Raw genomic sequence first — 22,684 nt, forward strand, 5'->3', positions numbered from 1 at the left:
AACGGACCGACCTGCTAACGTAATACCGCTCACCTGTGCGCGTTTGGGACGCGCATCCGCATCCTGCCTTGCCTTGCCGCCTGGCATTTGCATCGGCTGCGCAGCAGGCGTCAACATCCGATAGCGCCGACCCGCCATGATGTTTGAAATGCATCCAATAGAATTCGGTCTTTTATCGACGTCATTGCGAGGAGCGTAGCGACGAAGCGATCCAGACTGTCGTATCCAAGCTCTGGGTTGCGGCGCGGGAGTTATTATCGGAAGACGCTTACGCCGCCCCGTTGGCTCGCAATGACGGTCACAAGCCAAACTCCGGATCAAACAATCGCGAAGCGGGCAAACTTGCTTGACAGGAGCACAGATATCCATAACTCTGGATATATGGAATCAGAAGATACCGTTCTTGCCCTCGCGGCGCTGGCTCAATCGACGCGGCTGGAGGTGTTTCGATTGCTCGTGAAACACGAGCCGGATGGGCTCGCGGCAGGCGATATCGCGAGGTCACTCGGGGTGCCGCAGAATACCATGTCATCGCACCTTTCGATTCTGGCCCGCGCAGAACTGGTGTCGGCGCAGCGCTTCAGCCGTTCCATCATCTATCGCGCCGATCTCACGCGGCTTCAAAACGTCGTGCTGTTCCTGCTCAGGGATTGTTGTGACGGTCGACCGGAAATATGCGCGCCGCTGGTGGAAAGCCTCACGCCTTGTTTCCCGAAGCCGAGGAGGAAAGCCCATGTCGGATCGCATTTATAACGTTCTCTTCCTGTGCACCGGAAACAGCGCCCGCTCGATTCTCGCGGAATCGATCCTGCGCAAGGACGGCCGCCACCATTTCCGCAGCTTCTCCGCCGGCAGCGAGCCGAAGGGGGTAGTGAACCCGTTTGCGATCAAGGTTCTCCGGAGTCTCGATTACCCCACGGACAATTTACGCTCGAAGAGCTGGCAGGAATTTGCGCGTCCCGATGCGCCCGTGATGGATTTTGTCTTTACGGTTTGCGACAATGCGGCTGGCGAGTCTTGTCCGGTGTGGCCCGGCCAACCGATGACGGCGCATTGGGGTGTTGAGGACCCGGCCGAAGTCGAGGGCACGGACATCGAGAAGGAAGCGGCATTTGTCGCCGCCTTCCGCTATCTGAAGAACCGTATCAGTATCTTCACCAGCCTTCCCCTTCGCGGCATCGACAAGTTGTCGCTCGGAACCAAGCTACGGGAAATCGGACGCATGGACGGATCGAGTTCTGGCCGGGATAAGGCCGGCTGATGTCCGGCTACGACATGCCACGCCGTCTTGTCGCAGAAGCGCTTGGTACAGCGCTTCTGGTCGCGACCGTGGTCGGCTCCGGCATCATGGCCGAAACGCTCACCAAGGACACGGCGGTTGCACTGCTCGGCAACACGCTGCCAACGGGAGCCATCCTGGTTGTGCTCATCACCATTCTCGGACCGATCTCGGGAGCCCACTTCAACCCGGCGGTGTCGCTGGTATTTGCGTTGAAACGCGAACTGACGGCCCGCGATGTGGCCCTCTATATCGGAGCGCAAGTCCTCGGCGGAATTCTCGGCACGATGATCGCGCATGGCATGTTTGCACTGCCGTTGCTGGATGCCTCGATGAAAGCCAGAACCGGCGGCGCGCAATGGTTCGCGGAAGCCGTAGCAGCCTTCGGCCTTGTGGCTACCATTCTTGCCGGCATTCGTTTTCAACGCGCTGCGGTGCCTTGGCTGGTGGGGCTCTACATCACTGCGGCGTATTGGTTTACAGCGTCCACCTCATTTGCCAATCCCGCCGTGGCGATCGCACGCTCATTCACCAACACGTTCTCCGGGATCCGTCCGCGTGATCTTCCTGGCTTTATCGCGGCGGAATTTTGCGGCGCGATCATTGGACTGATGCTGATGGCGTGGCTGCTGCGCTCATCCAAAGAGGCTCCGCCGCTCAATCCTGAGGCAGAACTATGACCGTTACTATTTATCACAATCCCGATTGTGGCACCTCGCGCAACACGCTGGCCATGATCCGTCAGAGCGGCATAGAGCCGACAGTCATCGAGTATCTGAAAGATCCGCCGACGCGCGCCAGGTTGATTGAATTGATTGCCGCAATGCAAATCCCCGTGCGGGCGCTACTTCGAGAAAAGGGCACCCCCCATGCGGAGCTCGGATTGGCAGACCTCAAATGGACCGACAACCAACTGATCGATTTCATGCTGGCCCATCCCATCCTGATCAATCGCCCTATTGTTGTGACGCTGAAGGGGCGTCCGGCTCTGTCGGCCGTCTGAGGCGGTGCTCGATCTTCTGCCCAATCCCGACCTTGGCCGCTTCGTCAAGGAGGACGGCGAGCTTGTCGAACGTGGGGTCGGTTCAAGTGCGGCGTGACTTGCTTGATCTTCCCAACATCGACAGTGAAGCGTTTGCGCTGCCCGATCCCGTAGCGTTGCATCCGCCGATCGCGGCGCATCGGCCACGGATTCTTCTGCTTTACGGCTCGCTGCGCGAGCGGTCCTACAGCCGGCTTCTGACGATGGAAGCCGCCCGGTTGCTGGAAACATTCGGCGCGGAAACTCGAATTTTCAATCCTTCGAGTTTGCCCTTGCCAGACGATGCTGAGCCTACTCACCCCAAAGTCAGGGAGTTGCGTGAGCTCTCGACCTGGTCGGAGGGGCATGTCTGGTGTAGCCCCGAGCGCCACGGCGCCATGACCGGAATCATGAAGGCACAGATCGATTGGATACCGCTTTCAGTGGGTGCCGTCAGGCCAACCCAAGGCAAAACGCTTGCCGTCATGCAGGTCAGTGGCGGCTCGCAATCGTTCAACGCCATCAACCAGCTGCGGGTGCTGGGCCGCTGGATGAGGATGATTACAATTCCCAACCAGTCATCGGTGGCCAAAGCCTACGAACAATTTGATGATTCTGGCCGGATGAAGCCTTCCGCCTACTACGATCGCGTCGTGGACGTGATGGAAGAACTGATGAAATTCACATTGCTGACGCGCGGCGCCACTGCCTACCTCACGAACCGCTATAGCGAGCGCAAGGAAGATGCGGAAAAGCTGGCAAGACGAATGAAACTCGATGAGGCGGTTTAACTATTGCCCGGTCGTGATGATCGAAGGTTGCATCCCTCTTCGGTACCTAAAAACTAGCCCGGACGCACGCGCCCGGGCAAGTTTCAGGGGAGGAGCACGACAGACATCAGGCGACGTATTCGTTTGACTTGAAGGTCAAATGTTTCACGCCCTCGGGGGCATCTGCAATCTTGCGGATGCCGGCCCAGGTTTGCTTGTAATTGGGAATGATGAACTCGTTCACTCCCGCCGAGACGACGTTACCCTGCACGCCGGTCGGATATGCGAACAGCATGAAGGTCTGCTTCCGCTTCGCCGTTGGCGTCGGATAGGCAACCGCCTGGGTCGATCCGTTGTCGTTATAGACCTCGACCAGATCGCCGGCCTTGACGCTGAGTTCCGTCATATCCTGTGGATTCATTTCGATGAACGGATAGGGCCAGCGGTCCATCACCAGTTCGTTTTCAACATCGAGATAGGCGCTCTGCCAAACGTGATTGGTTCGGCCATTGTTGATGAGGAACGGCCATTTGTTCTTCTCGGCTTCCTTGCCTTGCGCCTGGAGACCGCGCCACTTCGTCTCCATGAACGTCGCTTTGCCATCCTTGGCGTTGAACTTGCCGTCGGTATAAAGGCGCTTCGTGCCGATAATACGCGCCACGTCCGGAGCAGGGGCCGCCGGTGCCCCTGTTTGCGTCGCCACATCCTTTTGCACCGGCTCCTTGCCCCGGGCGCCTTCGATGGCGGGTCCTTTCAGGACTTCGCCCGGCGCGCCTGTCGAGGTGGCTTCGCCCACCGTTCCGGTTGATTCGAGACCGACGGCAGGCTCTTGGAAACCATTCGTGCCCATGGCTCGTAGACGCGCATAGGTGACAAATTCACCGCCTTTTTCGTGCTTGGCATAACCGTCCATGAAGGCGTCTTCTTCGGTCTTCCAGTCGAAACCCTTGAATTGGTCGGCTTGCTGATTCTTGCCCTGCTCGCGCAACACGCGCTCCATGTGATTGGCGATGCGTGCGGCGATAAGACAATCCGGCATCGCCTGGCCGGGCGGATCCATGTAACGCTCCGTGAGCCTCATGCGCCGCTCGCCATTCATCGAGGTAAGATTTGCCTCACCGGCAGTCGCTGCCGGCAGCCAGACATGACATGCTTGACCTATCTTGGTCGGAACGATGTCGACATCGACGGCGAACAGTCCACCTTTCTTGACGGCGGCCACGATTGCATTCACCAAGGCCGGGCGATCGCCATAGGGCACTGCCGACATTGCATCCTTCACGATGTCGGTGCGTTTTTTGTATGCCTGTTTGAACTGCAATGCGTTCAGCGTAGTCTTATAGTGATCGCAGCCCCAGATGTGATGAACGCCGCCCTTGCCCTCGATGAGCAGCTTGTCGACATAGGCCGCAGGACGCCCGACATGAGCATCAGAAGGTCGCGAATAGCCCTCCTGATGCCCTCCCATCCGTACGCATCCGCCACCCGGCCGCCCGATGTTGCCCGTCGCCAGCGCCACATTCACAAGCGCGCCGTTGGTGCGATAATTGTCGTTGCCCCAAATCAGTCCCTTCTCGTAAGCGAACATCGTTCGCCGCCGGACGCCTCCCTGTTTGGGCTGCGCAATCCATTCGGCAGATTGACGAATCTGATCGGCCGTCAGTCCGGTAATGCGCGCGGCTTCTTCTAGACTTGTTTTGTTGGCTGCGACCGCCTTGTCGAAATCCTTGGTCGAGGCGGCTATGAAGGCTTTGTCGATCCAACCCTTGTCATTGATGTAAGTGAGCCAGGCGTTGAACAGCGCCAGGTCCGTCCCTGAATTGATCGCAAGATGCATCACGCGATCCTTGCCGGCTTCGACTTCGCAGGCATTCACGGTGACGGTGCGGCGCGGATCGACAATAACGACACGGGCCTGCTCGACCGGCTCCGTGCCGAATTCGGCTTTCTTCTTGGCTACCGAGGTGCCGCGCAAATTCGACACCCAGTGATTGAGGAAATAGTTGGTCTGGGTTTCCAGCGCATTGGTGCCGACTGCCACGATGGTGTCCGCAAGTTCAGCGTCCTCGTAGCAGTTGTTGAGTTCGCCTACGCCCATGTCGCGCGTGGCGTGAACTTCCGAATTATAGGCGGGACGATTGTGTATGCGGATGTTCTTGACCGTCATCGCTCCGAAATAGAGCTTGCCGGTGCCCCAGGTGTTCTCATAGCCGCCACCGGCGCCGCCGTGATCAAACGCGGACACGAACAGTCCATCCTCACCCATGTCGTTGATAACGGCGACGGTCACGCGGGCGACCAGATCCAGCGCGTCGTCCCAGCTCGTGGGTTGCATCTGGCCATAGCGCCAGACCATCGGATCAGTGAGCCGCTGCAGCTGCGTATTGCGCGCCTGCGAATAACTCATTTCCGCGATGCGGGCGCCGCGGATCGAGCCAAGCCCGGAATTCACGACGCAGCTCTTGTCGGGCTTGATGACGATATGGACGTCTTCGCCATCTTGCTGGACGATGTTGTACATCGCCGGCGAATACCACGCAGCGGTCTCGGCCTCCTGTTGCTTACCGAGATCCACGCCAAATTTATTCTGATCAGGTGCGGTCCCACCCTGCTTGTTCGCAGCCCAAGTATAAGCTTTGTAGCCGCACCCCACGATGCAATAGTGACAGGTAACGTTGAACTCCTTCGCGTCCTTCGGGATGATTGGGAGGCGGTCAATTTGACGTTTGTAAGCCATCGTTTCCTCCCCTCAGAGAACGTTCGAGAGCCGGCCGTAAAGGAGCTCGTCGAGACCTTCGGCATAGATGTCGCCACTGCTGTCAACGCGGAGCGTGTACTGCGGCAGGTTCTGCGTTGCCTGTCCCCAGATTTGCTGGCCTCCGGCCTCGCAATCGAAGCGCGAATAGTGGCCCGGGCAGTTCAGCGTCTTGTCAGCCGCGTTATAGTTAAGCGGAAATCCTTTATGCGGGCAGGTCGTAGTGAACCCCACGATATCGCCGTCCGGCCCCACACCTGAGGGGACACGTTTGCCGAGCTTGAGCAGAACGCCTGGCGCGTCCGCGTCGGGATAAGCTACGACGAGAGGCTCGTTTGGCTTCAGATCGGCTAGATTTGCGAGCCTGTCAGCGGGGTAATCAACGCGAGCGGCAGCAGGCGCTGCTTTGACCTGTGGCGGCACCATCGTCGATGCTGCCGCTCCAGCAGCGGCGAGGCCGGCACCGCCTAGAAATTTACGGCGACCGACATCGACCATTCGATTGCAATGGGTCATGGACGTCCTCCTCGGCGCGCCGGTACGCCTACCGGCGGGTTCCTCCGGAACGCCGGTACGCCTACCGGCTCGGCGTCTCTTGCTTTTTTGATTGTCACAAAGCCTTCAAGAGGATCTGCGATTATGTCGAGACGTCTCGACATATCCAATAATGGAAACGTTCTGGTTTGTCACCTGGGCGTCCGCTAGAAAGAGGAAGACTCGATGGAAGCCGTAGAGGTTGGTGCAATGCGAAAGACGATGCTGGCTGTCGCGAGCCATGCGACGCGGGTCAGTTCGGGACAGGCGCTATCGGAGGCGCACGCGATTTCCAGCCTTGCTGCCCTCGCTCAACCGACCCGTCTTGCGATTTTCCGGCTTCTGATCAAACACGAGCCCGTAGGTATTACAGCTGGCGTGATCGCAGAGACGATCGGTGCGCCGCACAACACTCTGTCGACTCATCTCGCCATTTTGGTCCGAGCCGGACTATCGCGCAGCTCTCGCGAGGGGCGAACCATTATCTACCGCGCGGACGTCGAGGGCATGCGGACGTTGATTTCTTTTCTCGTCGACGATTGTTGTGATGGACACCCTGAACTTTGCAACCTGCTGGGACTATCAACAGGCGCCAGCTCCGGTTGCGGCTCAACTCCGAAGAAAGCCAGGCTCAAGAGCCAACTGAAACCAAAGGCGCGCACTAAGAGAGTCTTCTAACGCCTGTCCCGCTCCCACCGCGCGCCGCCGTTAGCTTGGATGCCACATGGTCTCAGGCACGTGTCGGGACTTGAACCGCCTGGATGAGGCTTGCATTATCTGTGGAGGGGGGCCGTTTCCAGAGCACCCTCGTTTGGGAGGATACAGATGAGAGCATTCACCTTGGGTGCGGCGATCACGCTTGCGCTTTCCGGCGCCGCCTACGCGCAAGCACCAACCTGGACCGTTCCGGCGGAAAGCCAGCGCTGTCCGTCGAAGTGGGGCGCAACCGACGAGCGCGGTTCGGCCAATCACCAGAAGCCCGCGGCCGTGATGAACGCCGCGAAGCTGATCAAGGCCGGCGAGGTGATCGAGCTCGCGCACGTGCTCGGTCCCAGCATGCCGTTCTTCGGGACGCGGCGCTTCGACGTGCACACCAAGCGCACGTTCATGAACGAGTTCTCGAACATGCGCGGATCGAACGAAGAGATCGTCATCACCGAGCTCGGTCAGGTCGGCACGCAGTTCGACGGCTTTGCGCACCAGACCCATCTCAACAGCTGGTACAATTGCCAGCAGGTGGCCGAAAACACCGATCGCACCGGCTTCAAGAAGTTCGGCATCCACAATGTGGGCGCGCTGTTCACGCGCGGCGTCCTGATCGACGTGGCCGGCTTCAAGGGCGTCGAGATGCTCGGCGACAATTATGAAATCACCGTGGATGATCTTGAGGGCGCCCTGAAGAAGCAAAACCTGACGCTGCAGGCCGGCGACGCAGTGATCATCCACACCGGCTGGGGCAAGCTCTACGCCAAGGACAACGCGCGTTACGTGAAATCCTGCCCGGGCATCGGCGTGCCGGCTGCGCTCTGGCTTGCCGCAAAGGATCCGATGCTGCTCGGCGCCGACAACTGGCCGGTCGAGGTTTCGCCCAACCCCGACAAGCAATTGTCGCTTCCGGTGCACCAGGTCGCGCTCGTGGTGAACGGCATCCACCTGCTGGAGAACCTCAAGCTCGACGAGCTCGCGCAAAAGGGCATCAGCGAATTCGCCTTCGTGATGCAGCCGCTCAAGATTCAGGGCGGCTCAGGCTCCACGGTGTCGCCGATCGCGGTGAGGTAGCGGCGGTTCTTCGATTTCTAGTATCGCAAACCGCGATTACGCCGAGCGCAGTGTGACGTCTGCTCTGGAAGTAGAGCGGACGTCGCACGATCGTTGCGCGTGTCCGTTCTTGGGCACCTTTGAGACATGCTGACGCTGGACGATCTCACTCAGTTGGGCACGATCGGACACGACAACGAAGTCGACCGCCAGGCCGTCGGCGGGCCGGGCCTCGGCCGGCCCGACGATCGACACCAGCGTTCCTCCGGCTCGAATCAGGCCTGCGGGCCGCTTCCCGATGTCGCCGCCGATGACATCGAAAACCAGATCTTGGCAACGCCCTTCAGTACTTATTTCTTGTTTATTGTTCGGTCGAGAAACTCATGCATCAACGACCCAATCCGATCCACTTCTTCTTCCAACGCGAAATGGCCCGTATCGAGAAGATGGAGCTCTGCGCTGGGAATATCTCTTTTAAAGAGTTCAGCACCCTCCACCGTGAAGATTCCATCGTTTTTGCCCCACGTGATCAGCGTAGGGGGCTGATGTTTACGGAACGGTCGGTGTAACAGATTTGGCTTTGGGCGGCATAAGTGTGTCCTTTATCTAATGCCGGGACGCGGCCGGCCGATCTGGACAGCGCCGGCCGGCCGCGTGCATCGATAGACGCGTGTCGTTCACGGACGAACGCGGATGACTGTCTTCCCGTTGCGTCGCTCGGTCGGGTTGAAGGCGGCGACAGCGTCGTCGAGGGTTGAGACGATGCCGATGTTCGTCCGCAGTCGTCCGTCCCGCACCCGTTGGACGATCTCACTCAGTTGGGCACGATCGGACTCGACAACGAAGTCGACCGCCAGGCCGTCGGCGGGCCGCGCCTCGGCCGGCCCGACGATGGACACCAGTGTTCCTCCGACTCGAATCAGGCCTGCGGACCGCTTCTGGATGTCGCCGCCGATGACATCGAACACCAGATCGACGCCGCCGACGTCTTCCAGCGCGTCGTTGTCGAGGTCGACGAACTCCTGTGCGCCGAAGTCGAGCGCCTTCTGACGGTCGGCAGCGCGTCCGGTGCCGATGATGTAGGCGCCGGCCTCTCGTGCGAGTTGCGTCACCATCGACCCGACTGCGCCGGCCGCGCCGTGCACGAGGACGCTCTGCCCCGCCTGAAGGCGGCCGTGCTCGAACAGTCCCTGCCACGCAGTCAGGCCCGAGATCGGCAGGCTCGCGCCCACCGTGAAGTCGACGTCGCCCGGCAGCGGCGCGAGATTGCGTGCCTCGATCGCCACATACTCGGCCAGCGTGCCGTCGCGATGCCAGTCCGCGAGGCCGAACACCCGCTGTCCCACCGACAGACCCGTTGTGCCATATCCGAGGGCGGTGACCACTCCGGCCAGCTCGTGCCCGGGGATCGACGGTGTTCGATCACGGTCGAGGCGATCGGTCCAGGTCGAGGGCCACGCCAGCTCAGTCGGGACGAATCCCGACGCATGAATCTGAACGACGACGTCGTTTATCGCTGCCTGCGGCTCGGGCCGCTCCACCAGCTTCATCCCGGCCGTTCCCGCAGCCTGGTCCGTCACAACGATTGCCTTCATGTGAATTGTCTCCTCGGTTCTCTTTGTTGGAAATGGTGCAGGCAACGGAAAGCCCATTCGACATCTATGCCAGCGGCCATGGGTAGCTTCTGAAAGCGAAGGTGGAACAGCGTTTTGCCATTGGTGACCTCGCTTACCGAACTGCTCGGTGCAGGGCAGCGGCTTGACCAGTGACATATCATCTACGCCACACTCCGCTTATCGGTTCAGGACCGGATAGCCGCGCGTGTAGATCCAATCTGACTGTCGCGCCGGCACGTGACAGGACTGACAGTCCGTCGTGTAGTCGGTGGATGTGGTCTTCTGGGGATTAGCTGCATCGAACCAGGACCAACCCCAGCCGTCGCCCCAAAGCTTGTTTCCTGGAAATCGGCCGGCGTTGTCTTTCACCATGACGAACCAGCCAGCGAGGGTGCCGGCACTGCTTACGGTTCCCGTTGTCATATCGTTAGTAGTCGTTTTGAACACTTCCTTCACGAGAACGGTGCCGTCGGGAAAGTGTCCGTCCTTGTGATACGCGGCGATGGTTCCGGGCGAAGCATAGACCACGTGCAGTTCCTTCGAGCCCGGACCGTCGTCTTTAGCCACTGCCCAGCTGCCCAGCACCTGATAAGCGGTCCGATAGTCGGAAGGCACGCGCAGATTTCCCTTGTCGTCGACAACGGCCGCAGTCGTTCCACCGTACTGTGAGCGCGCATTGATCTGCCCGTAGGCAGTGACGGCGCCTATCACGGACAATCCTGCCAGGGCAACGCCCAAGACACTGACGATTCTCATGGCGTTGCTCCTTGCGTTAGCGAAGCCGTAGCGTTCGTTGACATTTCAGTTGTCGCAGCGCGGGACGAAGTGATGCTGTCCCGTGTTTCCCGACGGTGCCGTTTCACCGTGAATTCGTTTGTCGCGAATTCGACGCGCTTTACGCGATGCACCTCGATGCTTTCGGACACGATGCGGAGACTAGCGTCGCGCCAATCGGCTTCCCGCGGGTCAAGACGTCTTATTTCCGCAGTTGCGGCGAAGTCCGGCGATCCCGAATCTTGCTCGCTCTTATCAACCTCCTTGTGTAACGGTGGAACTTTCTCAAGCACCTCGTAATCTTCCTCCCAGCCATCCTCTGTCCAACGGCCCGTACTCGCGCTGATCTCCGTTCCCTCTGGAACGTTCATGGCCTCGACCCGGGCAGCCTTGTGAAAAAGGACAACGTTAAAAACGTCTCCGGCGGCCTGCACTGACGGAAAAATGATGCCGTCAATCGGCACCGAAGCCTCCGTCGCAAGAAAATCGGCTATGGCCTGCGTTGCGAGGTATTCAAACGGTTCGTCATCGGGCATTACCGGCCGCGTGATACGCCCACTCAGCGACCGCAGGAACACGGCGTGTTCCATCCTCCCAGCTAACCCGAAATCAAAAATGCTTCCGGTGACGCGGGCGTCACTGAGGGCGGTCAAATCGAGCAGTCGAAGCTTTCTGATGATCTCGAATTGGGCCACCGCGACCTGACTACCAACAGGCGGGCGCACCTCGGCAATAGCCGCTTTCTGATTGTTTGCGCCGTAGAAAACCGAGATACCACGCGCGTTCATGCGACCGGCCGCCGCCAAGGGTGCTGGCGGCGAGCCGAGGTGGATGTCCGGCCTGCCGAGGGCGGCTTCGAGTTTGTCGTCAGATTGAAAGACCCCAGCGCGATAGAGGGTATGAAAATCCGCTCCGGGACCCGCATCCACCACGAGTGGACGGCCGTCGCGCGTTTGCAGCTCGCCAATACCATCGAAGATTGGTGTGAGATGGTTTGCTGCCGTCCGACTGAAAAAGCGCGCCTCGGTTTTGAGTGACTTCTCGAAGCTGCGCCAATCCATGCGTTGAGTCATCTGCGTTCTCCTTAGGAAGCATCAAGCCTCGGCTGAGCGACGCCTTCCGCTTGGGACAGCCCTGCCACAAAAGATTGAAGTTGCATCGGAGCCGCTCAGGCCGTCGATCATGGCGAATAGATGCGCAGCGCCCTGGTCGAAAACAGTACCGAGATTGGCAATTCCGAGTGCACCATCGCGCGGATGACTGCGCTCCCCATCGATCGTGTTTTATGACGCAGCCGCCACTTCTCCCGAAGGAAGAATTCGAACCGGCGTTGCCACGCTCCCCGGTTCGCCACGCGGCTCCGGGCATTCTCGCGCGGTCAAGCTCGTATTCAAGCGGCTGGGGTGACCTCGCCCGAGGCTTCTACGTTGAGAATGATCTTTCCACTCGGCAGCGGTCGTCGGCCTTCCAACATCATGTGGGCCTCTCGCGCATCGGCGAGAGGGAGGACCGCACCGACGCGTGTTTTCAGTTCACCACGATCAATAAGTTCGGCAATTTTGCGCAGGCGCTCGGTGGTTACTTCCACCAAGAAGAAGGCTGCGCTGACGCCGTGGTGGTTTGCGCGGTCTTGATCAGGCTGGGACACGGCGGAGATCAGTTTGCCGCCCGGGCGAAGAACCTGAAACGAACGTGTTTGCGTTTCGCCCCCAACGAGATCGAGCACCGCGTCGGCATCCTTGACCTCATCTTCGAAGCGTTGCGTGTGATAGTCCACCACCTTGTCTGCCCCAAGGGCCCGCACGTAATCGATGTCTTTGGTCCCCGCCGTCGCGATGGAGCGCAGGCGAGCACGACGAGCGAACTGAACCGCGTAGGCTCCGACGTTCCCTGCGCCTCCGTGGATGACCACCGTTTGGCCGGCTTCGAGGCGGGCTTGGTCGAACAGACCTTGCCAGGCGGTGACCGCGATGACGGGAACGGAAGCCGCTTCGGCGTAGCTGAGCGAGCTTGGCTTCCTGGCGAGCATCCCGGCCGACGCCACCGCGTACTCGGCGTAAGCGCCAAGGAATTGAGTGTTGGTCACGCCGAAAACCTGGTCTCCGACCGCCAACTCGGAAATCCCGGAACCCAGAGCCGCGACTTCGCCGGACAGATCAGAGCCCAACGTGAGAGGAAGCGGTTGCGGCAATGCACTCCTGCCCGCCCTGATCCATCCGTCCCAGGGGCCGACCCCTGCTGCGTGAACTTTGACAAGGACTTCGCCTGGACCAGGGTCTGGCCGAGGCACCGTTTCAAAAATCATCGCTTCCGGCGGGCCGAACGCGTGCACGCGCCAAGCCTTCATCGAGGAGGGCTCAGGGTTCTTTGCCGCGTTGCCGACGAGGGTACTTGTCATTCTAACCTCCTCATTGCCATCAAGCATCAGGTTTAGCTATTCGCCCGAGTTCAATCGCGGCATCCCTTGCGCTCGACCGTTTCACACAACCAGCGTGGGGGGCTCCTACGAGCGCGCGACGAGATCCGCTCTGCAGGGCACTATCGTGTGTCTGAATTCGAATCTGGTACGGTGAGTGGCTGGTCCTCGGCATCGACGATGAAGACCGCCAGAAGACTCGCAGGTTGGGTCTCGCTGGCGTTTTCGCTCACCCGGTGATGCGCTCCAGGTTCTTCGTGGAAGCTCTCACCCGCTTGGTACACTTTTGCGGGCTCGGTACCCACAACGCTTCGAATGGCGCCCGTAAGCACATACGCGTAGATGAAGGCGGATTTTGCATGACGGTGAGGCGGGGATTTCCCACCGGGTGGATAGTTCACGACGACAGCGACCAAGTTCTTTCCAGGGATGTTTGGGATCGCACTCTGGAAAACCGGTTTTACCGTCTCGAGCTCGTGCGCGTATCCAGCCGGCGCTCCAGCCAACGTCAAGCCAAATACAGTGCAGAACAGTGCGATTTTCGAGAAAGCTGGCATTGTCGTACCCTCATGCTTAGAAGTTTGAACTCTCACCCGTTTACAGCCTCCGTGGAGTAGTCAGCCCGCATTGCACGGCGCGACGCGCCAAGCCGCGTTCGAGCCAGGCCGACACTTCCCGAAAACTGTCGAACTCGACGAGTTCACGCGCCTCATAGAAGCCGATCAGGTTGCGCACCCAGCCGAGCATCGAAATGTCGGCGATGGTATATTCATCGTCCATGATCCACTGCCGTCCGGCGAGGTGCGCTTCCATCACGCCAAGCAGGCGTTTTGACTCGGCGACGTAACGCTGAAGTGGCCGCTTGTCCTCATATTCACGGCCGGCGAATTTGTTGAAGAAGCCGACTTGGCCGAACATGGGCCCGATCCCGCCCATCTGGAAATGCACCCACTGGATCGTCTGGTAACGGCGGGCCGCATTCACCGGCAAGAGCTTGCCGGTCTTCTCCGCGAGGTATTGCAGGATCGCACCGGATTCGAACAAGGGCAGCGGCTCACCGCCCGGACCGTTGGGGTCGAGGATCGCCGGAATCTTACCGTTAGGATTCAAGGAGAGAAATTCCGGCGCGTGCTGGTCGTTCTTGTTGAAGTCGACCAGATGCACTTCGTACGGCAGCCCAATCTCCTCCAACATGATCGAGACCTTGACGCCGTTGGGCGTCGGCAATGAATAAAGTTGCAAGCGGTCTGGGTGCTTGGCGGGCCAGCGCTGTGTGATCAGGAAGGCAGAAAGGTCTGGCATCTCTTAATTCGCTCTTTCGAAGTGCTTTCACCACCAACGCAGTGGCCGGCCCGACGGCGCCGCCCCGCGGACCGCGGTCCGTCCTCGCGGACGGCATCAACCTCGGCCCGGCGCGCTGCCGCCGCTGATCAGCACCGCCAGCAGCGCGGCCAGGCTGAACCCCGCCGCCACCCAGCCAAGGCGCCCCACTGCGCCATCGGCGATGACCAGCGCGCCGGCCGCAGCGCCCGTCGCGCTGCCGAGATAGATGGCCGAGGAGTTCAGCGAGAGGCTGACCGGTGCCAGGGCCGGAGCCAGCGCGACCAGCCGCGCCTGCTGCGCCGTCATCAGCCCCCAGCTGGCCAGGCCCCAAAGCAGGATGGCCGGCAGCGTGACCGGCATCGCCCGCGCCGGCCCGAGCACCGCGCCGAGCGAGAGGGCAAGGTAGGCCAGCAAGGCAAGGCCACTATTAATGATCACGGTGCGCCGCGCGCCCCAGCGGTCCGCCGCGCTGCCGCCGAGCCGGGTGCCAAGCGCACTGCTTAGGCCGAAGCCCAGCAGCACCAGCGCCAGCCCCCGCTGCCCGAGGTCAGCGCCGTCAGCCAGGAAGATCCCGAGATAGGTATAGACCGTAAAGGTACCGGCAACGGTCAGTACGCTGGTGGCCAGTACCGCCAGCATATCGCGGCGCTTGGCCAGCGCGACGCGCTCACCGAGACTCGCTGTGAGGCCAGCTGGTTGTCGTGGCAGCCTAGCGAGGATCCCGAGCAGCGAGAGCGCCGCCAGGCCCGCCACGCACAGGAAAGTGGTGCGCCATCCAAAGCCGTCACCCACCAGCACACCGAGCGGCACGCCGGCAATGATCGCCAAGGTCAGCCCGTTCATGACCATAGACAGAGCGCGGCCATGTCGCTCGGGCCCGCCCAGTGCAGCGGCATATCCGCTTGCCGCCGGCATGAAGCTGGCGGCTGAGAGGGCCAAAAGCAGTCGCGCCGCCAACAGCCCGGCATAGCCCGGCGCCACCGCGGCGAGCAGGTTGGCGAGGGTGAAACAGCCCATGGCGACGGCCAGCAGGCGGCGCCGCTCCAGCCCGGCCGTCAGCACGGCCATGACCGGAGCGCCGATGGCGTATGCGAGGGAGAAAGCGGTAACGAGATGGCCGGCAGCGGGGATGCCGACGTTCAGGTTTCGCGCCAGCGCGGGCAGCAGCCCGGCGATCATAAAGCCCTCAGTGCCGATGGCGAAGGCGCCGAGGGTTAGCCAATTAAGCGAGGTCAGCGATCCCGGCAGTAACGAACTCCTCGTAATGGATTTGCCAGCCGATATTCTGTGGATGCCGCGAGCGCCGTTCGTCCCGATTTGACGGAGATAAACGCCCACCATGGCTCAGCTACGCCAGGGGGTGTTGTGGATCAGAGTGCAGGCGTTTGGCTTGCGAAATGTGGGATCGCGATATTCGATGTAGTCGAAATTGACCGTGCCGAACGTCGTGTCAGGCTTCTTCAAGGCCGAGCAGGTCTGAATCTCGATAAATTCATTCTTGAAATCCCCGCGGGGAAAAGCGGCGATGACCTGGTCGCGTTGCTCTGGCGTGTACTCATCATATCCAAAGCCGACGACGTCCACCAGAACGCCGGCGTTTGTGAGAGCGATCTCGGGCCGCATATATTGGGGAATGCCACGCGTGGTATGCAGGGCGATCGCTTCCCACACCAGATCCGCTTTCGGCTCGGGGATGCCATGGCTCTTCAGAAATTCACGCGCTGCATCAGCGCCATCGACTTCAAACCGCTTTGCCTCGGTATGGTAAGCATCGACAAGGCCCAAGTCATGAAACAGCGCCGCGACATAAAGCAGTTCAGAGTCGAATTTCAGGTTCTGGCGGATACCCTTCATCGCACCGAACACGAAGACGCGAACCGAGTGGTTGAACAACATCTCGTTTTCGTGTTGCCGCACCAGTTCGGCGGCTTCGCGCGCGATCTTGCTGTCCGGTATCTTAATGCCAGAAATTGCGTCGGCCATTGTTGAACTCCTATCTCTGTGTCTGCGATCTTGCCGTTGCGATGCTGAGTTTCATGCAGGCTCGCGCCATTCAGGCCGTTGGTCATGGCGAACAGATGCGCTCCGCCTTGGTCATAAACAGTACCGAGATTGGCAATTCTGAGTGTACCATCACGCGATGCCTGTGCTCCCCATCGACCTCGATCGGGCCAAAAAGATACCGCTGGCCGCACAGATCTACTCGGCGATCCGAGATGCCATTGAGACAGGGCGGCTCGCCTCGGGCGCGAGGCTGCCTTCCTGGCGGGATTTGGCGGTTCAGCTCGGCGTCTCCCGCGGTACCGTGCGTGCGGCCTACGCACGTCTGATCAACGAGCAATTTGCGATTGGCCTGGGGGCGGCAGGCACGCGCGTAGCTGAGCGCCCAACCGCATCCTCAACACCCCCCTGGTCGCCGGAAGCGCCGCCTCTGCCGCACCTTTTCCATGACTTCGGAAGTGCGCCGCTGGTATTTCAGATGGGAGTGCCCTCGCAAGATGCCTTCCCCTTCAAGCTGTGGTCACGCATCCTGACTCGTGAGGCCCGACGAGGTGCGGCGGCGCCCGTCGGGTATCCGGATCCGCGTGGTGATCCCGAGCTGCGAAAGGAGGTCGCGGCTTACCTGGGCATAGCCCGCGGCGTTCGGTGCAGTCCCACTCAGGTGTTCGTGACGGCCGGGTTCTCCGGCGCGCTGGGTCTCGCCATCCGTGGGCTTCAGCTTGAGAGGATGGGAGCTTGGATGGAGGATCCGGGCTTCCCGCTCACGCGCACCGCGCTCGGCTTGGCAGGGATGACTGTGACAGCTGTCCCGGTGGACGCGGAAGGCCTGGATATTGACGCTGGTGTCCGAAGCGCCGCAGCAGCGGCACTGGCAGTTGTGACGCCCGGCCAGCAGGCGCCGCTCGGGATGACGATGTCGCTCCCGCGGCGGCTTGCACTGCTGGCATGGGCTCGGCGGAACGACGCCTGGATCATTGAGGACGATTACCTGAGCGAGCTGCAGCTGAAAGGACGGGCGGCTCCGGCTCTTGCATCCCTCGATCATGGGGGACGGGTGCTGCACATCGGCAGTTTCAGCAAGACCATCAGCCCGGCACTGCGCCTCGGCTTCCTGGTGGTGCCGCCGGAGATGGCTCCTCGGTTCGGCGACCTCGCTGCTTGCCTGGCGCCGGCGCCGGTCACGCCCGTGCAGCGCGCCGTGGCGGAATTCATACGCGAGGGGCATTATCTTCGCCATCTCCGCCGCATGAAGCGGCTTTATGCCGCCCGCCGGGAGGCCGTGCTTCGTTGCTTGCGGGAGGTGGCGTCAGACTCGATGAAGGTGCAAGCAACCGCCGGTATGGCCGTGGTGACCTTGCTCCCCGAGTTTGCGTCAGACGTGGACATCGCTTTGCGCGCCCTGCAGTTCGGCCTGGCGCCGGTTCCCCTATCGCCTTGGTACATGCATTCTCCCGCGCCGCAGGGACTGCTGCTCGGCGTGACCAATCTAGATGAACGGCGGCTGGCCGCGGACTGTCGTCGGCTGGTGCAGCTGGCGCGATAGCACCGACGGAAGCAAGGCAGCTAGGCACTGTCGGTCCGCTTCGATGTTGCCCCTCATCAAGACATTGCACTAATTCGGCAAACCCTCCGGACGTTTGAATGCCCGGTCTGCGATCTAATTCATCAGGTCGTAGTCGAGCTAATTGATCCGATGATCCGTTGAGCTGACAGGTTGGTTCCGAGGGATTGCAAGCGCCAACGTAACGGCGCCTCGCTTTTGTATCTTGGAACCGGAACGATTGACCGCCCTCCGCTTGATCTAATCGGAGGCATCTGGCGGTACAGCGCCTGTATAGGGTGACAAAGGAGTAACGATGATGGGTTACAGGATCTTCCTTGCCGGCGCTTCCGGGGCCATCGGCAGACGCCTGACACCGCTCCTGCAAAGCGCCGGGCATTACGTCTGTGGCAGCACCAGATCGAAAGCGAATGCCGACGCGCTGCGTTCGCTCGGGGCGGACCCGGTCGTGGTCGACGTTTTCGACGCGTCGGCACTGTCGCGCGCCGTCGCATCGGCACGCCCGGATGTCGTGATCCATCAGCTCACCGACCTCCCGAAGGATCTTAATCCACGTGCGATGGGGGCAGCGATCGTTCGCACCGCCCGCATCCGTAGCGAAGGAACGCGGAACCTCGTCAGAGCCGCACTTGCGGCGGGTGCGCGCCGGCTGGTGGCGCAAAGCATCGCGTGGGCGTACGCGCCGGGGCCGGAGCCGCACGCGGAGACGGACCCGCTCGATGCCGGGGCCGAGGGAGATAGGGGTATCGATGTGCAGGGAGTGATTGCGCTGGAAGATCTCGCTTTGAAATCGCCGCCGCTCGAGGGCGTCGTCCTTCGTTACGGCCAGCTTTATGGCCCCGGAACCGCTTCGGACCGGCCGTCAAATTCTGCGCCCCTTCATGTGGATGCGGCGGCTCATGCCGCTCTGCTGGCTATCGACCACGGCGGCCCGGGCATCTATAACATCGCGGAGGCCAGCAGAAACGTTGCGACCGAAAAGGCACGCGCGGAGCTGGGTTGGACTCCCGATTTTCGTCTTCCGGCCTGACGATTTCGCACGGCGGTTCAGCGCGCCGAGCCGTGGCGATGCCTCGGCAACCCACGACATTGTGGCACGTCGCTTGGGCAAGACCGGAATTGTCGATCAGTATGAAGCGATTGACCCGATGCGGACATGCAGGTTTCCGCCGGCGATGGTCAGCGCTGTCTAGTGGATCGGATCAAGGAACGGAGAGTCCGGATCACTGACATAGAAGGTGACAACCCGCATCGGTTCAGTTGTGCTGCGATTATAACCGGTCATCTTCACGTTCGGCGGCTCTACCATGGCCTCGCCCGCCTTGATCGTGATTGGCGAACGTCCCTCCAGCTCGCGCGTAAAGGCTCCCTCCAGTATGTACAAGGTCACGGGGAAACGGTGGGTATGGAGAACAGTCTTGTCGCCGGGTTTGAGAGTGGCGGTCAGCACCCGTATCTGCTGTTTTTCGCCCTTGGGCATACCGGAGACAAGCTCGTTCAGTTTCGTCACCTCTTGCGCAGAAGCGCTGGCCAAGCTGATCAATAGCGCGGCAAAGACCAAGGTGAGTTTCGACGATCGATGCATGACGCTTTCTCCCGCTAATTTAGTTCTCCAGCTAATTTCGTTTTCAAGATCGCTTTACAACAAGATCGCTTTACAAAAAGGCTTTTGTTGGAGCCGGCTCGATCGCACCACACAAGGTCCGATCCGAATGCGAAGTCGGCTTGTGGGCACCGTTGAGACATGCCGGTGAACACTGAAATGGTCCGCTTATCGGGGTAGAGCGGAAGTAATCGCCAGACGCTCAAACGATGCTTTTGATCCGCAGGCGGCTAACGTCCTGACCCCGGCAACGTCAGCTTTCTGAGACAGACCGGACTTGGAGCGGGGCAGGGGATCTACTAGTTCAGTTGCTAAAGATTTTTGTGCAATTGCTCGAGCGCCCGGCGTAAGCCGTGGAGCTGATCCACGAGATGAAGGATGACGTCGATGCCCTCGTCGTTGACACCGAAATCCGTTTTCAGATCGCGAATGAGACAAGCCCGTGCAATGTCCATGTCCGAGAACTTCATTCCGGCGGAGGTCTGATCTGGAATGAGCCATCGCTGCTCAAGCCAGAGATCGAGTGCCTGCGCCTGGACACCCGCATGAGTAAGGAACTCCTGCTTGTTCATGATCATGATGTGCTGTCCTCGCGGGGGTTAAAGGCCTTACCTTTTTCCCAATTCGAAACGAATGCCTCGAGTTCGGGATCCGGAGTTTTGGGCAAAACCACTTTCAACTTGACGAACTGATCGCCGTGACCTCCACCGCGGCGGGGCGCGCCCTTGCCCTTTAGGCGCATGGTCGTGCCGGTGTTCGATCCTTTCGGTACCGCCATGGTCACGTAGCCTGTTGGCGTCGGAACACGAATCCGCCCACCAAGCACGGCCTCGGAAAGAGAGATTGGTAGTTCCAGAGAGATGTCGTCGCCCTCGCGCGAGAAGCGACGGTCCGGCAGGACTTCCACCTCGATCAGGGCATCGCCGTGACCTCCCGTTCCCGCGCCGGGTGCTCCCTTGCCTCGCAGGCGGAGGATTTGCCCGTCAACCAGGCCGGGCGGAATGGTCACGTCAAGCGTGCCGCCATCCGGCAGCGTCAAACGCTTGTTCGCCCCCTTGACTGACTCCACGAAACTGATCGGCAGGTGGTAGTGCAGATCCTGTCCGCGCCGGTTCGCGCGAGCCCTTTCGCCGCGCCTCAGAAGCTCGGCGAGAGCGTCGTCCGTATCCATGAAATCGGCAAAGCCGGAGTTGTCCGTGTAGGGATGAGCGTGATCCGACGTCGCAAAATCCCGATAGAAATGATGCTGCGGCCGTTCCACACCGGTCGCGTCGATTTCACCATTGTCGAAGCGCTTGCGCTTCTCGACATCGCTCAGCAGATCGTAGGCACCAGCGAGTTCCTTGAACTTCTCTTCGGCCGCCTTGTCGCCGGGATTAAGATCCGGGTGCAATTTCTTCGCCAATTGGCGGTATGCCTTCTGGATATCCGCAGAAGAAGCCGTCGGGGCGACGCCGATTACCTCGTACGGATTTGTCACGACCTACTCCGTTGAAATCAACTGGTGGACCGCTGCAGGCCTTGATTGGCCGGCGAACCAGGAATGACCTGATTGCTTCATATAGTCGGGATCAGCTTATATCGAATAGGAAGAGGAGACATCTCGATGCAGGAGTATGATCTTTACATTAATCCGCGGAAGCCGAGAGTAGGCCTCTATGTGCGCAAAGGGGCGGGTCTTCCCGATCTGGACGATCCTAAGGAATGGGCATTTGATGGCACTGCGGCACAAGGCGAATTGCCGCCAGATCTTGTGAAGAGGATCGAAGCTGAGGGTCACGCCTTTCGCGACATGGATTGAGCCTTAAGCGACAGCCCAGGATAGAGAGATTGGGCCGCACCACGTGTGCGCCGAAAGTTTTCGGCTTGAGGCACGCCGCTTGCGCGCAGTCGGCCCATCTTGGGTTGATAAGGGTAGCTCGCAAGCGCGCGTGACGCTACGAAGCTTCGTGTCCGCGTTCTGGGTAGACCTGCCTCGAATGACCCAGGCTCAACTCTGCAAGTGGCCCAACTGCGGACATTGCCTGGGAACCGCAGTCGTCGCCTCCGGACGACACGCTAATCGTGCCGTGGCGGCGCACTTACCGCCGACCGAGCCGCAGGGCCGGTCAGTCATGTCGGCCGGAGTGAAGCTGCCGACATCGGCTCACTGGCGTTGTGCTTTGCGGAATATTTGTTTCTCAGGCGCCTCGTGTCTCGTAGAATGGAGTTGCCCTTGAAGCGCGACGTGCCGAAATCGCCGTTGGGGGCAAACGAGCAGCACTGGTGCCATCGGCAGGCACGCTCTCTTAAGAGACCGACTCTTTTTTCGGTTTCGCATCATCATTCACACTCCACGAAATGTGCGCGCCACTTCTGCGGCGGCTCGTTGCGTTACCTCAGGAGAAAAGCGATGAACAAGATCGATCGAAGGTCAGCATTGGGAATCGGGTTGGCAGCGGCTTCGGCGGCCATGATGAAGCCAGCCGCCGCCCAAACCACGGGCTACAAAGACACCACGCCGTGGCCAGGGGTCGTGGTGCGTGCTTACGATGGCGAGACGCCATCCATCATCCCCGGTTTTAAGACCGTCTCAATGCACGATGTTATTATGCAGCCGGGATCGAAGACAGCCGGTCCCCCGATGATGAATGCCATGATCTGCCATATCCCCGAGGGGGAGCTTCGGATCGAGCAGGAGGGAAAGACCTTTACGGCCAAGAAGAACTTTGTCTGGACCTGCAACAAGGACACAAAAGAGCAATCGTACAACGATGGGAACGTGGTCGCGATCATGCGGATCACGGACCTGAAAGCTTAAGGCTCGTTTCTTCGTAAGAGACCGATTGCAGGTGCGGATGGCTCACTCGACGAGGCGCCATCCGCGGAATGTCGACCGCCAATGAGTGCCGCGAGAAGGCGCTGCTGCCGAGTGTCTTCCTTGGGCGGCGAGTTCAACCGATCGCTGCAACACATTCTGCGAACTTCTCAGCCGGCGTCTGATAGAGCAAGGTCTTTCTCGGCCTTTCATTGAGCTGCCTTGCGATGGCACTGAGCTTGGCCTGGCTGTGCAAGGACAGATCGGTGCCGCGCGGAAGATACTGGCGCAGCAATCTGTTGGTGTTTTCGTTTGAGCCGCGCTGCCAGGGAGACCGAGGGTCACAAAAATAGACATCAACCTCGGTGGCCAATGTCAGGCGCTGATGGTCGGCAAGCTCTTTGCCTCTGTCCCAGGTCAGCGACCGGTAAAGCTCGCTGGGCAATCGCTGCGATTGCTTGATCAGCGCCGAGACG

At 60.3% G+C, this 22,684-nt stretch carries 25 protein-coding genes and 2 pseudogenes; 11 read left to right on the top strand and 16 right to left on the bottom strand.

Annotated features, from left to right (window positions below):
* The first annotated feature begins 381 nt into the window (after positions 1-381).
* The 5 genes and pseudogenes from N554_RS0121970 to arsH all read left to right on the top strand — a co-directional run bounded on the left by N554_RS0121970 (position 382) and on the right by arsH (position 3,091).
* Entirely contained in the window at positions 382-753 is a 372-nt protein-coding gene (locus N554_RS0121970) for an ArsR/SmtB family transcription factor (RefSeq protein WP_029585444.1), read from the top strand.
* Entirely contained in the window at positions 734-1,261 is a 528-nt protein-coding gene (locus N554_RS0121975; RefSeq protein ID WP_029585445.1) for an arsenate reductase ArsC, read from the top strand. The genes N554_RS0121970 and N554_RS0121975 overlap by 20 nt, the downstream gene beginning before the upstream one ends.
* Entirely contained in the window at positions 1,261-1,959 is a 699-nt protein-coding gene (locus tag N554_RS0121980; protein WP_029585446.1) for an aquaporin, read from the top strand. Before N554_RS0121975 ends, N554_RS0121980 begins: the two co-directional genes overlap by 1 nt.
* Positions 1,956-2,379, top strand: a pseudogene (gene arsC, locus N554_RS36210) (arsenate reductase (glutaredoxin)). The gene N554_RS0121980 and the pseudogene arsC overlap by 4 nt, the downstream one beginning before the upstream one ends.
* 1 nt (position 2,380) lies before the next feature.
* Positions 2,381-3,091, top strand: coding sequence for an arsenical resistance protein ArsH (arsH, locus tag N554_RS0121990; protein WP_029585447.1), 711 nt, complete (start codon positions 2,381-2,383; stop codon positions 3,089-3,091).
* A gap of 106 nt (positions 3,092-3,197) precedes the next feature.
* Here the strand turns inward: arsH and N554_RS0121995 are convergent, their stop codons facing one another.
* Both N554_RS0121995 and N554_RS0122000 read right to left on the bottom strand, forming a co-directional pair.
* Complete coding sequence (locus N554_RS0121995) at positions 3,198-5,807, bottom strand: arsenate reductase (azurin) large subunit (RefSeq protein WP_029585448.1); 2,610 nt, start codon at positions 5,805-5,807, stop codon at positions 3,198-3,200.
* Positions 5,808-5,819: 12 nt separating this feature from the next.
* Positions 5,820-6,341: an arsenate reductase (azurin) small subunit gene (locus N554_RS0122000; RefSeq protein ID WP_029585449.1), complete on the bottom strand. Its 522-nt coding sequence runs from the start codon at positions 6,339-6,341 to the stop codon at positions 5,820-5,822.
* A 228-nt stretch (positions 6,342-6,569) separates the two neighbouring features.
* Between N554_RS0122000 and N554_RS37465 the strand changes: the two genes are divergently transcribed.
* Together N554_RS37465 and N554_RS0122010 are read left to right on the top strand one after the other, a co-directional pair.
* A complete protein-coding gene (locus tag N554_RS37465; RefSeq protein ID WP_029585450.1) occupies positions 6,570-7,037 on the top strand; it encodes an ArsR/SmtB family transcription factor in 468 nt (155 codons plus the stop codon).
* 147 nt (positions 7,038-7,184) lie between these two features.
* On the top strand, positions 7,185-8,138 hold the full coding sequence (locus N554_RS0122010) for a cyclase family protein (protein WP_051677634.1): 954 nt from the start codon (positions 7,185-7,187) through the stop codon (positions 8,136-8,138).
* 105 nt (positions 8,139-8,243) lie between these two features.
* On the opposite strand, the pseudogene N554_RS42165 reads toward N554_RS0122010, so the two are convergent.
* The 10 genes and pseudogenes from N554_RS42165 to N554_RS0122060 all read right to left on the bottom strand — a co-directional run.
* Positions 8,244-8,447: pseudogene (locus tag N554_RS42165) on the bottom strand (NADP-dependent oxidoreductase); the annotation flags it as partial.
* Positions 8,448-8,467: 20 nt separating this feature from the next.
* The gene (locus tag N554_RS43070; protein ID WP_371259511.1) at positions 8,468-8,689 is read right to left on the bottom strand and encodes an alpha/beta fold hydrolase; all 222 of its coding nucleotides are present in this window, start codon (positions 8,687-8,689) and stop codon (positions 8,468-8,470) included.
* A gap of 105 nt (positions 8,690-8,794) precedes the next feature.
* Positions 8,795-9,712 carry an NADP-dependent oxidoreductase gene (locus tag N554_RS0122020; RefSeq protein WP_029585453.1) on the bottom strand — a complete coding sequence of 306 codons (918 nt, stop codon included), beginning with the start codon at positions 9,710-9,712 and terminating at the stop codon, positions 8,795-8,797.
* Between the two features lie 198 nt (positions 9,713-9,910).
* The gene (locus N554_RS0122025) at positions 9,911-10,489 is read right to left on the bottom strand and encodes a cytochrome P460 family protein (protein WP_029585454.1); all 579 of its coding nucleotides are present in this window, start codon (positions 10,487-10,489) and stop codon (positions 9,911-9,913) included.
* Positions 10,486-11,580 carry an RES family NAD+ phosphorylase gene (locus N554_RS0122030; RefSeq protein ID WP_081851360.1) on the bottom strand — a complete coding sequence of 365 codons (1,095 nt, stop codon included), beginning with the start codon at positions 11,578-11,580 and terminating at the stop codon, positions 10,486-10,488. The genes N554_RS0122025 and N554_RS0122030 overlap by 4 nt, the downstream gene beginning before the upstream one ends.
* A 317-nt stretch (positions 11,581-11,897) precedes the next feature.
* Positions 11,898-12,854: an NADP-dependent oxidoreductase gene (locus N554_RS0122040; RefSeq protein WP_029585456.1), complete on the bottom strand. Its 957-nt coding sequence runs from the start codon at positions 12,852-12,854 to the stop codon at positions 11,898-11,900.
* A gap of 191 nt (positions 12,855-13,045) precedes the next feature.
* On the bottom strand, positions 13,046-13,480 hold the full coding sequence (locus N554_RS0122045) for a cupin domain-containing protein (RefSeq protein WP_051677635.1): 435 nt from the start codon (positions 13,478-13,480) through the stop codon (positions 13,046-13,048).
* A 40-nt stretch (positions 13,481-13,520) separates the two neighbouring features.
* Positions 13,521-14,225, bottom strand: a complete 705-nt coding sequence (locus N554_RS0122050; RefSeq protein WP_029585458.1) for a glutathione S-transferase family protein — start codon at positions 14,223-14,225, stop codon at positions 13,521-13,523.
* A 96-nt stretch (positions 14,226-14,321) separates the two neighbouring features.
* Positions 14,322-15,587: an MFS transporter gene (locus tag N554_RS0122055; protein ID WP_081851361.1), complete on the bottom strand. Its 1,266-nt coding sequence runs from the start codon at positions 15,585-15,587 to the stop codon at positions 14,322-14,324.
* A gap of 3 nt (positions 15,588-15,590) precedes the next feature.
* Positions 15,591-16,229: an HD domain-containing protein gene (locus N554_RS0122060; protein WP_029585460.1), complete on the bottom strand. Its 639-nt coding sequence runs from the start codon at positions 16,227-16,229 to the stop codon at positions 15,591-15,593.
* A 157-nt stretch (positions 16,230-16,386) separates the two neighbouring features.
* On the opposite strand from N554_RS0122060, the gene N554_RS0122065 reads away from it, so the two are divergent.
* Both N554_RS0122065 and N554_RS0122070 read left to right on the top strand, forming a co-directional pair.
* The gene (locus N554_RS0122065; protein WP_029585461.1) at positions 16,387-17,790 is read left to right on the top strand and encodes a MocR-like pyridoxine biosynthesis transcription factor PdxR; all 1,404 of its coding nucleotides are present in this window, start codon (positions 16,387-16,389) and stop codon (positions 17,788-17,790) included.
* Positions 17,791-18,103: 313 nt separating this feature from the next.
* Positions 18,104-18,838: an NAD-dependent epimerase/dehydratase family protein gene (locus N554_RS0122070; RefSeq protein WP_245283673.1), complete on the top strand. Its 735-nt coding sequence runs from the start codon at positions 18,104-18,106 to the stop codon at positions 18,836-18,838.
* Positions 18,839-18,997: 159 nt separating this feature from the next.
* Here N554_RS0122070 and N554_RS0122080 read toward each other — a convergent pair whose 3' ends face one another.
* The 3 genes from N554_RS0122080 to N554_RS0122090 all read right to left on the bottom strand — a co-directional run bounded on the left by N554_RS0122080 (position 18,998) and on the right by N554_RS0122090 (position 20,891).
* On the bottom strand, positions 18,998-19,393 hold the full coding sequence (locus N554_RS0122080; RefSeq protein ID WP_029585463.1) for a cupin domain-containing protein: 396 nt from the start codon (positions 19,391-19,393) through the stop codon (positions 18,998-19,000).
* Positions 19,394-19,722: 329 nt separating this feature from the next.
* Positions 19,723-19,983 carry a chaperone modulator CbpM gene (locus tag N554_RS0122085; RefSeq protein ID WP_029585464.1) on the bottom strand — a complete coding sequence of 87 codons (261 nt, stop codon included), beginning with the start codon at positions 19,981-19,983 and terminating at the stop codon, positions 19,723-19,725.
* Positions 19,984-19,985: 2 nt separating this feature from the next.
* Positions 19,986-20,891, bottom strand: a complete 906-nt coding sequence (locus tag N554_RS0122090; RefSeq protein WP_029585465.1) for a DnaJ C-terminal domain-containing protein — start codon at positions 20,889-20,891, stop codon at positions 19,986-19,988.
* Between the two features lie 126 nt (positions 20,892-21,017).
* On the opposite strand from N554_RS0122090, the gene N554_RS0122095 reads away from it, so the two are divergent.
* Together N554_RS0122095 and N554_RS0122100 are read left to right on the top strand one after the other, a co-directional pair.
* Entirely contained in the window at positions 21,018-21,212 is a 195-nt protein-coding gene (locus N554_RS0122095) for a hypothetical protein (protein WP_029585466.1), read from the top strand.
* A gap of 591 nt (positions 21,213-21,803) precedes the next feature.
* The gene (locus tag N554_RS0122100; RefSeq protein WP_029585467.1) at positions 21,804-22,211 is read left to right on the top strand and encodes a hypothetical protein; all 408 of its coding nucleotides are present in this window, start codon (positions 21,804-21,806) and stop codon (positions 22,209-22,211) included.
* A gap of 133 nt (positions 22,212-22,344) precedes the next feature.
* Here the strand turns inward: N554_RS0122100 and N554_RS0122105 are convergent.
* Positions 22,345-22,684: IS30 family transposase (locus N554_RS0122105; protein WP_036053333.1), on the bottom strand; the 340-nt coding region annotated here is incomplete at its 5' end.

The organism is Bradyrhizobium sp. URHD0069, assembly GCF_000701345.1.
In the GTDB taxonomy this organism is placed as follows: Bacteria; Pseudomonadota; Alphaproteobacteria; order Rhizobiales; family Xanthobacteraceae; genus Bradyrhizobium.